The sequence below is a fragment of the Sulfurovum iocasae genome (genome assembly GCF_047716765.1).
GTDB lineage: Bacteria > Campylobacterota > Campylobacteria > Campylobacterales > Sulfurovaceae > Sulfurovum.
This window is the reverse complement of the sequence record NZ_CP180410.1, coordinates 2288446-2303700: the sequence shown is the minus strand read 5'-3', so window position 1 is coordinate 2303700 and position 15255 is coordinate 2288446. Positions and strand designations below refer to the sequence as shown.

General features: G+C 37.6%; 10 protein-coding genes, 1 tRNA gene and 3 rRNA genes. 13 read left to right on the top strand and 1 reads right to left on the bottom strand.

The annotated features are described in order from the left end of the window. The 5 genes from ACLHDG_RS11275 (at position 1) to ACLHDG_RS11255 (ending at position 5427) form a co-directional block, all read left to right on the top strand. Positions 1-471, top strand: coding sequence for a phosphoribosyltransferase (locus ACLHDG_RS11275; RefSeq protein WP_415406334.1), 471 nt, complete (start codon positions 1-3; stop codon positions 469-471). Then, on the top strand, positions 471-1040 hold the full coding sequence (locus ACLHDG_RS11270; protein ID WP_415406333.1) for an anthranilate synthase component II: 570 nt from the start codon (positions 471-473) through the stop codon (positions 1038-1040). Before ACLHDG_RS11275 ends, ACLHDG_RS11270 begins: the two co-directional genes overlap by 1 nt. 9 nt (positions 1041-1049) lie before the next feature. Beyond that, positions 1050-2141: a hypothetical protein gene (locus ACLHDG_RS11265; protein ID WP_415406332.1), complete on the top strand. Its 1092-nt coding sequence runs from the start codon at positions 1050-1052 to the stop codon at positions 2139-2141. Between the two features lie 135 nt (positions 2142-2276). Beyond that, complete coding sequence (locus ACLHDG_RS11260; RefSeq protein WP_415406331.1) at positions 2277-3614, top strand: ATP citrate lyase citrate-binding domain-containing protein; 1338 nt, start codon at positions 2277-2279, stop codon at positions 3612-3614. Between the two features lie 10 nt (positions 3615-3624). After that, entirely contained in the window at positions 3625-5427 is a 1803-nt protein-coding gene (locus ACLHDG_RS11255) for a citrate/2-methylcitrate synthase (protein ID WP_415406330.1), read from the top strand. A gap of 107 nt (positions 5428-5534) precedes the next feature. Here ACLHDG_RS11255 and ACLHDG_RS11250 read toward each other — a convergent pair whose 3' ends face one another. Continuing rightward, positions 5535-5753 (bottom strand): hypothetical protein, encoded by a 219-nt coding sequence (locus ACLHDG_RS11250; protein WP_415406329.1) that lies wholly within the window; start codon positions 5751-5753, stop codon positions 5535-5537. Between the two features lie 226 nt (positions 5754-5979). Here ACLHDG_RS11250 and ACLHDG_RS11245 point away from each other — a divergent pair, with 226 nt between their 5' ends. The 8 genes from ACLHDG_RS11245 (at position 5980) to rrf (ending at position 14844) form a co-directional block, all read left to right on the top strand. Then, positions 5980-7014 (top strand): nitronate monooxygenase, encoded by a 1035-nt coding sequence (locus ACLHDG_RS11245; RefSeq protein WP_415406328.1) that lies wholly within the window; start codon positions 5980-5982, stop codon positions 7012-7014. Continuing rightward, positions 7011-7400, top strand: a complete 390-nt coding sequence (locus tag ACLHDG_RS11240) for a hypothetical protein (RefSeq protein ID WP_415406327.1) — start codon at positions 7011-7013, stop codon at positions 7398-7400. Before ACLHDG_RS11245 ends, ACLHDG_RS11240 begins: the two co-directional genes overlap by 4 nt. 73 nt (positions 7401-7473) lie before the next feature. Next, entirely contained in the window at positions 7474-8367 is an 894-nt protein-coding gene (locus ACLHDG_RS11235) for a hypothetical protein (protein ID WP_415406326.1), read from the top strand. A 2-nt stretch (positions 8368-8369) separates the two neighbouring features. Beyond that, entirely contained in the window at positions 8370-9143 is a 774-nt protein-coding gene (locus ACLHDG_RS11230; RefSeq protein ID WP_415406325.1) for a hotdog domain-containing protein, read from the top strand. Positions 9144-9610: 467 nt separating this feature from the next. After that, positions 9611-11122, top strand: a 16S ribosomal RNA gene (locus ACLHDG_RS11225). Between the two features lie 146 nt (positions 11123-11268). Then, positions 11269-11344 (top strand) — tRNA-Ala (locus tag ACLHDG_RS11220). A gap of 339 nt (positions 11345-11683) precedes the next feature. Beyond that, a 23S ribosomal RNA gene (locus tag ACLHDG_RS11215) occupies positions 11684-14560 on the top strand. A 168-nt stretch (positions 14561-14728) separates the two neighbouring features. Then, positions 14729-14844 (top strand): 5S ribosomal RNA (gene rrf / locus ACLHDG_RS11210). Together the 16S, 23S and 5S rRNA genes with 1 tRNA gene alongside form the textbook arrangement of a ribosomal RNA operon. Positions 14845-15255 lie beyond the last annotated feature (411 nt).

The window sequence follows — 15255 nt, the reverse complement described above, 5'->3', positions numbered from 1 at the left end:
ATGGAGAAACTCTATTATCCTTATGAGGATTTTTTAGCTGATACAAAAGTATTGACTCAAAAGATAGATTGGGAGTTTGATGCGATAATCGCTGTCGCCAGAGGTGGATTAAGCTTAGCACAATTAATGGGTGAATATTATAACCTTCGTTCTGTATATGGTATCAATACTATAGGTTACGAAGACACAAAAAAACTGCAAAGTGTTGATGTCTTTAATATCCCAGAGTTAAAAGATGCTAAGCAGGTACTTATCGTAGATGATATAGTTGACTCAGGAGATACACTTATAGAAGTTTTAAAAGTATTGAAAAAAGTATATCCAGATATTACGTTCAAAGTAGCATCACTTTTTTATAATAAAGGTGCTAAAATAGCTCCAAATTGGTATGTAAAAGAAGCCAAAGGGTGGATAGACTTTTTTTGGACGGTTGATATGCTAAAAAATGATAATATAACAGGAAATAACTAATGGTACTAATGATAGACAACTACGATAGCTTTACCTACAATGTAGTACAGTATTGTAGAGAATTAGGTGCAGATCTGAAGATCATACGTAATGATGAACTTACGATAGAGGAGATCAAAGCACTGAATCCTGAAAAGATCATCCTCTCTCCCGGACCTTCTACGCCAGATGATGCTGGGGTGACACTGGATGTCATTAGAGAATTTGCCGATACTACACCTATATTTGGTATTTGTCTAGGACATCAGAGTATTGCACAGGCATTTGGTGGTGATGTCATAAGAGCTAAAAATATGATGCATGGCAAGACTTCCCAGGTTGTTGTAGATCAAGAAACACCTATTTTTAAAGATCTGCCAAACGAGTTTAGAGCTACACGTTATCACTCTTTAACAGTAAAAAAAGAGACATTGCCAGAGTGTATCATCGCAACATCACATAGCAAAGATGATGATGAGATCATGTCACTACAGATCAAAGATAAACCTATCTATGGTGTACAGTTCCATCCAGAGTCCATTATGAGTGAGCATGGGCATGAAATGTTAGACAACTTTCTTAAACTCTAAGCATTTACGATGAAAAAACAGCACTTTCTCTTAGCACTTTTTTTTTATGCTATAGCTGTTTTTTATCTTGCTGCTACAACTCCCATTAGTCCTCATGAGGCAAAAATACTTTACACTTCACAGGATGTTGTCGGAATATTAATGAGATGGGGAGAAAGTTTAGTCCCCGGATTTATAGGACTAAGGGTTTTTTACCTCTTTCTTGGTTTTTTAACCGTTGGACTTTTTTATGAGCTCAGTCGGCGTTATTTTTCCAAACGTGAAGATGCTTACCTCTCAACATTTATTTTTATGTTTCTGCCTGGTATTCTTACTGCTACAACATTGGTCAATGTAGCTATTATTGTCTTGCCTCTTGTGTTACTTTTTGTGTTGCTCTATGAAAAAAGTTATTTTATAGTACTGCCTTTTATCATGCTCGCACTTTTTTTCATCCATGAGGCTTCTATCATCTTTTTTGTCGCTGTATTGCTTTATGCAGTGATACATAAAGATAAAAAATTTATTATTATCTCTTCTGCATTTCTTTTTGCTTTTATTTATTTGGCAAAAGGAATTGAGATAGGCGGAAGACCCTCAGGACACTTTGTAGAGATATTTGGACTGTATGCAACGGTTTTTTCTCCATTGATATTCCTCTATTTCTTTTATGCCATGTACCGTATTTTACTCAGAGAGAAAAAAACACTTCTATGGTACATTTCATTTACAGCATTCGCTTTCTCTTTACTTCTTTCTATACGTCAGCGTGTCTATATTACAGATTTTGCTCCTTATGTAATGATCGCAATTGTTTTGATGCTTGATGTGTTTAACCATAGTGTACGTGTACGTTTACCAGAGTTTCAAAAACGTTATAAACTGGGATTTTATGTAGTAATGGTGTTCTTAGCTTTGAGTGCCTTTGTGATTGTGTTTCATAAAATGTTATTTTATGCTGCATCGGATCCAAGCAGACATTTTGCAAATCGTATCTATACACCATACCTTCTAGCTGAACAATTAAAAGCAAAAGGTGTAAGTTGTTCTGATGATGCACAATGGCGAGAACGTTACCAGTTAAGATATTATGGTATTCATCCTTGTATAGAAGAGAAATAATCACCTCACGGGTACCTCTAAAAACTGTTTCTAAAATACACAATCTCCACTTTCTACTTATAGTTTAGATTACCTATACAAAAGATAAATCAATCTAGTGCTAAAATAATGAGAACTTAATAAAAGGAGAACTCGATGGCTCAAAAGGCGATTAGAGAATATGACGCAAAGTCAATCTTGGCAAAGCACTGGGATAAGTATTTCCCGGACTTTACATATGCATATGAAACTGTAATGGTTCAAAATGGAGCAGACTTAACTGAAGCTGCAAAAACACATGCATGGTTAAACGAAAAAACATTGGTTGCAAAACCAGATATGCTTTTTGGTAAAAGAGGTAAAAATGGATTGGTTCTTTTCAAAGATGCCAAACCAGGTGATGTTTCATTAGCAAAAGCGACTTCATGGATCGATGAAAAATCAAGCGAAAAACAAGAAGTTTTCTTTTCATTTGACGGTGATACACCAACAGGTGAGCCGTCAGTTGATATGTTGACTCACTTTTTAGTTGAGCCATTTATGCCACATACACAGGAAGAAGAGTATTATATCTCTGCTACATGTGTAGGTGATGATGATATGCTTTATATGTCTGCTGAAGGTGGAATGGAAGTTGAAGAGGGTTGGGACGAGAAAGTAACAGAAGTTGCATTTAAGATCACTGACACTGAAGAACAAATTGCAAGCAAGATCAGAGCAAACATTCCTGCGGATGTTGCAGATAAAGATAAAGAATCATTTGCCAATTTTGCAATCGGTTTCTTTCAAGCATACCGTGAACTAAACTTCGCATACCTTGAAATCAACCCGTTTGTAATGCAAGGTAACACGATCGAGCTTCTTGATATGGTTGCAAAACTGGATGATACTGCCGGATTCATGATGGTAGAGCAGTGGGGTGATGTAGAGTACCCAACTGCATTTGGCATGGAAGCTAAGTCACCAGAAGTAATGGCAGTTGAAGAGGCTGATGCTAAAACAGGTGCTTCACTTAAATTGACATTGCTTAAACCAGAAGCTAGAATCTGGACAATGGTTGCCGGTGGTGGTGCTTCAGTTGTTTATGCTGATACTATTGCTGATATGGCGGGAATCGAAGATCTTGCGAACTACGGTGAATACTCAGGTGGGCCAACAACAGGTGAAACTAAATTCTATGCTGAAACACTTTTTGATCTTATGACAAGAGAGAAAGATCCTTCAGGTAGAGGTAAAGTACTTATTATTGGTGGAGCGATCGCCAACTTTACAGATGTTGCAAAAACATTTACAGGTATTATTCAGGCATTTGAAGAGTATCAGGAAAAACTCAAAGCAATTGATGTGAAAATTTATGTTAGACGTGGTGGACCAAACTATGAAAAAGGTCTTAAAGATATTAAAGAAGCAGCTGATAGAATGGGTCTTTACATCGAAGTTTATGGACCAGAAACACACGTAACTGATATCGTGCGTATGGCACTAGAGAAGTAGGGAGAGAAGAATGTCAAAATTATTTACTAAAGATACACAAGCAATTTTTTGGAACAACAACAAAACTGCTATCCAAAGAATGTTGGACTATGATTATACGATCAAGAGAGAAACACCATCAGTAGCGGCTATTGTTGCTCCTACATCAAATAACAAGTTTGATAAATTTTTCTTTGGTCCAGATGAAGTGATGATCCCACTTTATAAAACAACAGCAGATGCAAAAGCAGCACACCCGACTGCAGAAGCACTTCTTAACTTTGCATCATTCAGAACTGCATATGATGTAACTATGGAAGCACTTAATATTGGTGGATTTAAATCTATCATGATCACTGCTGAAGGTATCCCGGAAAGACTTGCACGTGGTATGAATGAATTTGCAAGAGAAAAAGGTGTAACTGTAATCGGACCTGCAACTGTTGGTGCTATTGCTCCAGGTGCATTTAAAATTGCAAACATCGGTGGTACTATCGACAACATCATCAACTCTAAACTTCATAGAGCTGGTTCTTGTGGTCTTGTAACACGTTCAGGTGGTCTTTTCAATGAGCTTTCAAACATCATTTCTATCAATGCTGATGGTATTGCTGAAGGTGTTGCGATCGGTGGAGACAGATTCGTTGGGTCTGTATTTATCGACAACCTTCTTAGAATGGAAGAGAACCCGGAAGTGAAATACATGATCCTTCTTGGTGAAGTTGGTGGTACTGAAGAGTACAAAGTGATCGAAGCTGTTAAATCAGGTAAGATCAAAAAGCCAATTATTGCATGGTGTATCGGTACGATTGCCAAGTATTACGATTCAGGTGTTCAGTTCGGTCACGCAGGAGCTTCTGCAAATGCTGATTCTGAAACAGCTGAATATAAAAACAATGCAATGGCTGAAGTTGGTATTCATGTACCTGCAACATTCAATGACCTTCCTGCAAAAATTAAAGAGGTATTTGAATCTCTTAACCTTGCTGAAATTCCAGAGCCAGAGATGAACACAGTTCCTAAAGTTAGAAGAAGCAAAGAGTTTATCTGTACTATTTCTGATGATAGAGGCGAAGAGTGTACATACGCTGGTTTCCCTATCTCATCTGTTGCAACTCCAGATACAGGTAAAGGTATCGGTGATGTTATTTCACTTCTATGGTTCAAAAAACAGTATCCAGAGTGGGCAACACAGTTCATTGAAACTGTTATCAAAACTGTTGCTGACCATGGTCCTGCCGTTTCAGGTGCACACAATGCAAAAGTAACTGCTAGAGCTGGTAAATCAGTGGTTGAATCATTGGTTACGGGTCTTCTTACTATTGGTCCAAGATTTGGTGGTGCTATTGATGGTGCTGCAGAGCATTTCAAATATGCTGATGATAATAACCTTTCACCAAAAGAGTTCTTAGGTCACATGAAGAAGCAAGGTATACCAATTCCAGGTATCGGTCACAGAATTAAATCTCTTAAGAACCCTGACCTTAGAGTTACAGGTCTTATGAACTTTGCAGCTGAGCATTTCCCAGCTACACCACTTCTTGACTATGCAAGAACAGTTGAAGCACTTACAACATCTAAGAAAGAGAACTTGATTCTTAATGTGGATGGTACTATCGGTATTCTTATGGTAGATATGTGGAGAGCATTAGGTTACTCTGAAGATGAGATTAATGAGTTTATTGCATCTGGTACACTTAACGCATTCTTTATCGTAGGTAGATCTATCGGTTTCATCGGTCACGTACTTGATGAGAAAAGATTGGCTATGCCTATGTATCGTCACCCAATGGATGATGTTCTATATGATGTACAGAAAGCAGAAGAAATATAATTCTTTCTGCTTTATAGCATCTTTGACTGAATGGAGATTTTTCCGTTCTGTCAAATTTATTACCTCATGTTCACGCTCTCTACTTAGAATAAATCTATACGAAATTTTTACTCTTGAAAAAGTTCATAAATCTCTATATTTAATGTAATAGCAATATATGGAATAAGATTTATAGGTACAGGAACACAACAGTTTAGATAAGAGTAAATACTTGAAAAAGAAGGAATATTTCCTATTCTATTAACGTTAGGTTCAAGAGATTGAAGTTTTATGATAAATTCTTTTTTTGTTATTCCTTGTTGATTAATTATTTTATTGATTTTCATACATAAGTCTATATGGTACATAATTGCCACCACCCCCTTTTTTTTTCTTAAAAATTTTTAAAATTATAGAATATTCTATTATGGTCTAACTGTAAAAAATATTGTTTAGCAATACAACTTTTGAATAAACTATTTGATAAAAAGATCTTATTTGGAGAATAGTATGCATTTAAAGCCTTTAAAAATTAAAGATATGATTATTGATATACCAATATTTTAAGGTGGTATGGGAGTGGGTGTAAGTTGGGATAAACTTGCAGGTACTGTTAGTAAAGAAGGAGCATTTGGAATAATTAGTGCAGCGGGTACTGGATATTATAAAAATCAAATTTTTATTGAAAAATCTATTGATAATAGACCACTTGGTGCTAATAATCTACACAATAGAGAGGCATTATTTGAGATTTTCAAAAATGCACGAAAAATATGTGGAGATAAGCCTTTAGGATGTAATGTTTTATATGCAACTAATAATTATGGACAAATTGTTAGAGACGCATGTAAAGCTGGTGCAGATGTAATAATTACAGGTGCAGGTTTACCTATAAATTTACCTGAATTTACAAAAGACTTTCCAAATGTTGCATTAATACCATTAGTTTCTTCTGTTAAGGCTTTAAACATTTTATGTAGAAGATGGATAAAGAAGTATAATAAGTTACCTGATGCAATAATTGTTGAAGGTCCTCTGAGTGGAGGACATCAAGGATTTACTTTTGAACAATGTCATGATGAACAATATCGTTTAGAAAATCTTATTCAACCCATAAAGGAAGAAATTAAAAAATGGGGAGTTTTTCCACTAATTGCAGCTGGAGGAATTTGGGATAAAAACGATATTGATAAACTTATTCAATTAGGTGCTGATGGTGTTCAAATGGGAACTAGATTTATGGCAACACATGAATGTGATATCGACGATAATTTTAAAAGATTATTGATTGAAGCAAAGGAAGATGATATTGAGTTAGTAAAATCACCAGTAGGATATCTTGCGAGAGTTATAAAATCAAATTTAATACAAGCAATAAAAAATAATCAAGCACCAAAAATTAAATGTATAAGCAATTGTGTATTTCCTTGTAATCAAGGTACTGAAGCTAAAGAAGTTGGCTTTTGTATTGCTGATAGGCTATCAGATGCTCATTTTGGTATTGAAGAAACAGGATTATTCTTTATTGGTACAAATGGATATAAAATTAATGAAATAATTTCAGTTAAAGAATTACTTTATAAACTATTTTATGGAGAGTCAAAATGAATCATATAGGAAAGACAGCAATTGTAATGGGAAGTAGTATAGCTGGTATATTATCGGTAAGGGTTTTATCAGATTTTTTTGATGAAGTAATTATTTTAGAAAAAGATGATAAAAGTTTACTAAAAAAAAGAAGGAAATCAGTTCCTCAAGGTTCACATTTACATGTTTTACTTGATGGTGGTTTAAAGATTATTGATGAATTATTTCCTGGTTTTTCAAAAGATTTAAGTAAAACAGGATCAATTTTAGTTGATAGTCAAAATGATGTAGCTTGGTTTCATTTTGGTGTTTGGAAAACTAGATACAAATCAAAATTGAAAGCATCTTTTCAGAGCAGACCATTTTTAGAATATAATTTAAGAAATAGACTATTAAAATCAATGTAAAAATGTAAAACTACTAACATCTTCAAAGATTACAGGTTTGATTTATGATAAGAAAATGCAAGGAGTATCAGGAGTGAAATTTATACAAAATAGTAAAAACAATGAAATAGTATCTAATTTTGTTATTGATGCTACTGGTAGATTTTCATCAAGTTCAAAATGGATGATAGAAATTGGTTTGGAAACTTCTATTGAAGAAGAAATAAAAATTGACATGGGCTATACAAGTATGTTATTTAGACCAAATAAATTATATAATGAAGATCGGAAGGCATTATTTGTATACCCTTTTGCACCAAATAATACAAAATATGGTGCAGTTGTTCCAATAGAACAAGATGAAAATGGAGAAAGATACATGGTTGCGCTATCAGGATGCTTAGAAGATCATGCACCTACAAATTATGATGGTTTTTTGAAACATGCAAAAAATCTTGCAAATGAGAAAATATATAATTTTATAAAAAATTCTATATCTATATCAGATTTTTCATCTTTTAAATCACCAAAGAACAAAAGAAGATATTTTGAAAAATTAAAAAATCCACCTCAAGGAATTATTGCTTTGGGTGATACTGTTACCGTAGTAAATCCAATATACGGACAAGGAATAACTGTAATAGCATTAGAAGCCAAAGCATTGCAAAAATCACTTTCAAGTGGACTAAAAAATATTGAAAAAAGATATTACAAAAATATAACCCCTGTAATAAATATTGCATGGGATGTAACATCGGGTGAAGATTTCAGATATCCACAAGTTATAGGGAAAAGAAATTTTAAACATAAAATGCAAAATATATACTCAAAACAATTATTTATTCTTTCTGGTTCAAATCAAAAAGTGTGGCATTGTTTTGCACAAGTATTGCACTTTGTTAAGCATCCAATAAATATTTTTCAACCATTTATGCTATATAATGTAATAAAATCTTTTTTTGATAGAAATAATACTAATAAAGGTTAAGTATGGATGCTACAATTAAACATTATGAACGAGTATATTTATCTGATACTGATGGTTGGGGCATGGCATGGCATGGGAGTTATATAAAGTGGTTAGAGAAAGCTAGGACAGAATTATTACAAAAAATAAATTTTGATATTTCATATTTTAATACAAACTATATGATAGGTAATGAAGATATTAAATTTATAAAAATGGCTTCATTGGACCAACTGCTATCAATAACAGTTGATTTAACTGAAGATAGCGATACACTCATTTTCAATTACAAGATATTAGATGATAAAGAAAAGTGTATTACAACAGCTATATCAAAGTTTGAAAAAAACAAACAAATCTCTATATCCCCAAATATCACAAGTAATTTTTATGATTTAAAAATAAAAACATATGCAAGTGATACTGATTTAACTGGTAAAATTTGGCATGGAAATTATATCAAGTGGTTTGAAGCAGCAAGAATTGAAGTTACAAAGTATTTAGGGTTAGATATGAATGCAAATGGGCATGATATAGTATTACCGATTATCTCTATGGGATTCCAAAATTTTAAACCAATAAAAACATATGATAATATCACTATTAGAACATACATAAAAAAATTGACTAAAATAAAAGTTATTTTTGCCTATGAAGTAATTAATGACAATAGCGAAGTTGTTTCTGTTGGCAATACAATTTTAGTTGCGACAACAAAAACAGGTGAACTTTATAGAAAGTTACCTAATATAATTATTGATACATATAAACGAATAATGCCCAAATTAGCATTTTGATACTTTTTTAAATTTGTATATATTAAATCTAAATTCTTTTTCTTAATTAATATTTTTATTTCATAAGCTAAAATATAGTCTTAAATTATATTGATTTCTTTTCTAAATACTTTAAATAAAGTGCAGTAGGGCTGTAATGATAAATTGAAGTAAAATAAGCTAAATTTTATTTATTTTACATATATAATGTAAGTAAAAAAAGAATTTCAAAGAATTTTCATAAATTCTCAGAAAACCCTTGACAATAAAGAAAGTCGGTGCTATAATACGCGTCCAACAACACATGGACGGTTAGCGAGTTGCTAGCAAGAGTGTTATTGAATGATCTTTGACAACCAAATATAAGTAAACAAATCAACGTCTATTTGAGTTTTAATTTTACCAATTTTTAAAAAATTGGATAAAGATATAACTTATTTAGAAATAAATTAAGTGATTCTTTGACAATGGTTCAAACCATTTCATTTTTAATGGAGAGTTTGATCCTGGCTCAGAGTGAACGCTGGCGGCGTGCTTAACACATGCAAGTCGAACGAGAACGGTCCTAGCTTGCTAGGATGTCAGCTAAGTGGCGGACGGGTGAGTAATGTATAGTTAATTTGCCCCTTAGAGAGGGATAACTACTGGAAACGGTAGCTAATACCTCATACTCCTTCTTCCTTAATGGAAGTTGGGAAATGTTTTTTCGCTAAGGGATGAGACTATATGGTATCAGGTAGTTGGTAGGGTAAGAGCCTACCAAGCCTATGACGCCTAGCTGGTCTGAGAGGATGATCAGCCACACTGGAACTGAGACACGGTCCAGACTCCTACGGGAGGCAGCAGTGGGGAATATTGCACAATGGAGGAAACTCTGATGCAGCAACGCCGCGTGGAGGATGACACATTTCGGTGCGTAAACTCCTTTTATATGGGAAGATAATGACGGTACCATATGAATAAGCACCGGCTAACTCCGTGCCAGCAGCCGCGGTAATACGGAGGGTGCAAGCGTTACTCGGAATCACTGGGCGTAAAGCGCGCGCAGGCGGCCTATTAAGTTGGATGTGAAAGCCTACGGCTCAACCGTAGAACTGCATCCAAAACTATTAGGCTAGAGTCTGGGAGGGGAAGATGGAATTAGTTGTGTAGGGGTAAAATCCGTAGAGATAACTAGGAATACCAAAAGCGAAGGCGATCTTCTGGAACAGTACTGACGCTGAGGCGCGAAAGCGTGGGGAGCAAACAGGATTAGATACCCTGGTAGTCCACGCCCTAAACGATGAATGTTAGTCGTCGGGTAGCTAGTCTATTCGGTGATGCAGCTAACGCATTAAACATTCCGCCTGGGGAGTACGGTCGCAAGATTAAAACTCAAAGGAATAGACGGGGACCCGCACAAGTGGTGGAGCATGTGGTTTAATTCGAAGATACGCGAAGAACCTTACCTAGCCTTGACATATATTAGAACTCCGCAGAGATGCAGAGGTGCCTTCGGGAGCTTTTATACAGGTGCTGCACGGCTGTCGTCAGCTCGTGTCGTGAGATGTTGGGTTAAGTCCCGCAACGAGCGCAACCCTCGTCACTAGTTACTAACGGTTCGGCCGAGGACTCTAGTGAGACTGCCTTCGTAAGGAGGAGGAAGGTGAGGACGACGTCAAGTCATCATGGCCCTTACGGCTAGGGCAACACACGTGCTACAATGGCCAGGACAATGAGACGCAATACCGTGAGGTGGAGCAAATCTATAAACCTGGTCTCAGTTCGGATTGTAGTCTGCAACTCGACTACATGAAGCTGGAATCACTAGTAATCGTAGATCAGCTATGCTACGGTGAATACGTTCCCGGGTCTTGTACTCACCGCCCGTCACACCATGGGAGTTGATTTCACCCGAAGCGGGGAAGCTAAACTGGCTACCCTCCACGGTGGAATTAGCGACTGGGGTGAAGTCGTAACAAGGTAACCGTAGGAGAACCTGCGGTTGGATCACCTCCTTTCAAGAGTATAGTTCATGTATCTCACAATATATGAACAACAACACAAAAGACAATGACTTGTTTAAATTGTTCAATCAATAACTTATGTTTGGTTGTCAAAGATTATTAGGATCTTTGACTTATATTACACACAGTGTATTATGCCTGGGGAATTAGCTCAGCTGGGAGAGCGCCTGCTTTGCACGCAGGAGGTCATCGGTTCGATCCCGTTATTCTCCACCATTTCGAAAGAGATGATGGAATGCAAAAACTTAATAGAAGAATTCAAAGAGTTTTTCTATTAGGTTTTACACCTAAAGTTATTTAACTTATTATTGTTAAGAGTCTAACGTAATGTTGCAAAACATAGATGACGTAATTTATTACAACATCGAAAGTTTTACAAAACAAATTACAATTTAACATAAAAATATTATTAGCGAATTTATTCAATAGTAATATCTTTCATGTGCAAGAAACTCAATAAAAACGAAGTGTAAGAACTTCAAACTTATTAAACAACACAAACGAATCATATAATAATGACTCATTTGCATTTAATAAGGTAGTACCTTAGAATTAATTAAATTAATCTAAGGGCAGATGGTGGATGCCTAGACCAGAAGAGGCGATGAAGGACGTACTAGGCTGCGATAAGCCAGGGGGAGCTGCCAAGAAGCTTTGATCCCTGGATTTCCGAATGGGGCAACCCGGTGTGTAGCGATGCACATCACCTTTCGAGGAGCGAACGTGGGGAAGTGAAACATCTCAGTACCCACAGGAAAAGAAATCAACCGAGATTCCCCTAGTAGCGGCGAGCGAAACGGGAACAGCCCTAAAATCTTTGAGGTGTTAATAGAATTAGCTGGAATGCTAGACCGAAGAGGGTGAAAGTCCCGTATATGAAAACTAATCTTAGACTATTCGAGTAGGTCGGGACACGTGAAACCCTGACTGAATATGGGAGGACCACCTTCCAAGGCTAAATACTACTTCAGGATCGATAGTGAACCAGTACCGTGAGGGAAAGGTGAAAAGAACCGCGGCAAGCGGAGTGAAATAGAACCTGAAACCATCTGCCTACAATCATTCAGAGCCCCATGCTTTACGCGGGGTGATGGACTGCCTTTTGCATAATGAGCCTGCGAGTTATGGTGACTAGCAAGGTTAATCAAACGAGAAGCCGTAGCGAAAGCGAGTCTTAATAGGGCGCTAGTTAGTTGCTGTAGACCCGAAACTAAGTGATCTATCCATGGGCAGGTTGAAGCTGGTGTAAGAGCTAGTGGAGGACCGAACGGGTGAAGGTTTAAAACTTCTCCGATGACCTGTGGATAGGGGTGAAAGGCCAATCAAACTTAGTGATAGCTGGTTCTCTCCGAAATATATTTAGGTATAGCGTCATGTTCGAAGCATGAGGGGGTAGAGCACTGATTGGGCTAGGGCCTATACCAAGGTACCAAACCCAGTCAAACTCCGAATACCTCATGTGAATTCATGGCAGTCAGGCGTAGGGTGATAAAATCCTATGTCGAAAGGGAAACAGCCCAGACTACCGACTAAGGTCCCAAAGTTCTATTTAAGTGGAAAAGGATGTGGAGTTGCTTAGACAACCAGGAGGTTGGCTTAGAAGCAGCCATCCTTTAAAGAAAGCGTAACAGCTCACTGGTCTAGCGATTCTGCGCCGAAGATATAACGGGGCTAAAATAGACACCGAAGTCGTAGATTTGAACAATAGTTCAAGTGGTAGGAGAGCGTTCTAGTCAGCATTGAAGCCATACCGGTAAGGAGTGGTGGAGCGGCTAGAAGTGAGCATGCAGGCATGAGTAGCGATAAAACGGGTGAGAATCCCGTTCGCCGTAAACCCAAGGGTTCCTACACGATGCTCGTCAATGTAGGGTTAGTCGGGTCCTAAGCTGAGTCCGAAAGGGGTAAGCGATGGCAAATTGGTTAATATTCCAATACCAACTAATAGTTTAGTACGAAGGGGGGACGCATAGGGTTAAACGAGGTCACTGATGGAATAGTGGCTCGAAGGGTGTAGATAAGCTGGATAGGAAAATCCGCCGGCTGTTTTCGAGACCTGACAGGCTGATGACGCTCTTCGGAGATGATTCAGAATCGTTGATACCGTCGTGCCAAGAAAAGCCTCTAAGTGTATTATTAGTTGCCCGTACCGTAAACCGACACAGGTGGGTGAGATGAGTATTCTAAGGCGCGTGGAAGAACCCTGGTTAAGGAACTCTGCAAACTAGCACCGTAACTTCGGAATAAGGTGTGCCTCCTTCTGTATATGGATTTACTCCAGAAAGCGGAAGAGGTTGCAACAAAGAGTCCCTCCCGACTGTTTATCAAAAACACAGCACTTTGCTAACTCGTAAGAGGATGTATAAGGTGTGACGCCTGCCCGGTGCTTGAAGGTTAATTGATGGGGTTAGCGATTTATCGCGAAGCTCTTGATCGAAGCCCAAGTAAACGGCGGCCGTAACTATAACGGTCCTAAGGTAGCGAAATTCCTTGTCGGTTAAATACCGACCTGCATGAATGGCGTAACGAGATGGGAGCTGTCTCAACCAGGGATCCAGTGAAATTGTAGTGGAGGTGAAAATTCCTCCTACCCGCGGCAAGACGGAAAGACCCCGTGCACCTTTACTATAGCTTGACACTGCAATTGGGATATATTTGTGCAGGATAGGTGGGAGGCTTTGATCCATAGTCGCTAGATTATGGTGAGCTATCCTTGAGATACCACCCTTATATATTCTGATTGCTAACTTGCTTGGGTTATCCCCAAGGAGGACAATGTCTGGTGGGTAGTTTGACTGGGGCGGTCGCCTCCTAAAAAGTAACGGAGGCTTACAAAGGTTGGCTCATATCGGTTGGAAATCGATAGCAGAGTATAATGGTACAAGCCAGCTTAACTGCGAGACGTACATGTCGAGCAGAGACGAAAGTCGGTCATAGTGATCCGGTGGTTCTGTGTGGAAGGGCCATCGCTCAAAGGATAAAAGGTACGCCGGGGATAACAGGCTGATCTCCCCCAAGAGCTCACATCGACGGGGAGGTTTGGCACCTCGATGTCGGCTCATCACATCCTGGGGCTGAAGCAGGTCCCAAGGGTACGGCTGTTCGCCGTTTAAAGTGGTACGCGAGCTGGGTTCAGAACGTCGTGAGACAGTTCGGTCCCTATCTGCCGTGGGCGTTGGATGATTGAGGAGAGTTGCCCCTAGTACGAGAGGACCGGGGTGAACGAACCACTGGTGTACCAGTTGTCCTGCCAAGGGCATCGCTGGGTAGCTATGTTCGGATGAGATAACCGCTGAAGGCATCTAAGCGGGAAGCCAACTCCAAGATGAATCATCCCTGAAGATCCGCAGAAGACTACTGCGTTGATAGGCTGGGTGTGTAAGTGTTGAAAGACATTTAGCTGACCAGTACTAATAGATCGTCTGTATTTACTTTATTCTTCAATAGGTACTACCTTATTAAGTGCAAACTTAATAACATTAAGTCCTTGTAAGATTGTAATTTACCCAAAATCAACATTATGTCTAGACTCTTAACAATACTAAGTTTCTCTAAACTCAATACAGAGAAAAGAAAGCACATATCGGTGTTCTTTCTTCTCTTTGTGGTGGGGCTAGAGGGAGGGTCATACCCAGCTCCATTCCGAACCTGGAAGTCAAGCCTCCCATCGCCGATAATACTGCAGGCTACGTCTGTGGAAATGTAGGTCGCTGCCACATTGAGTTTAATTTCTAATCTTCAATCTCAAATAATAATCAACTTTTACTCTTATCAATATCTTTACTTTTTATTCTTATTGCTATTGTTCTTTACTTTTACTTTATTCTGACTTTTATCTCTTTGCTATTATTTTTATCTTTTATTTACTTTCTTCTTGTTCCTTTTTTTATTTGTTGATGCAACAAATAAAAGAACGAACCCAAAAAAACAAAATGCAAAGGACTGGCGTGTACAAATTACTTTTATGGTTTGCTGATCTTTGTTCGGACAAGGTATTGCCTTTGTATATCTTTCTTGACAAATAGCTATCATATGTCAAAGTTCTTAACTCTTAACTCTTAACTCTTAACTCTTAACTCTTAACTGATTCTGATGATAAAACTATTGATTAATCATCTATTTACTCGTCA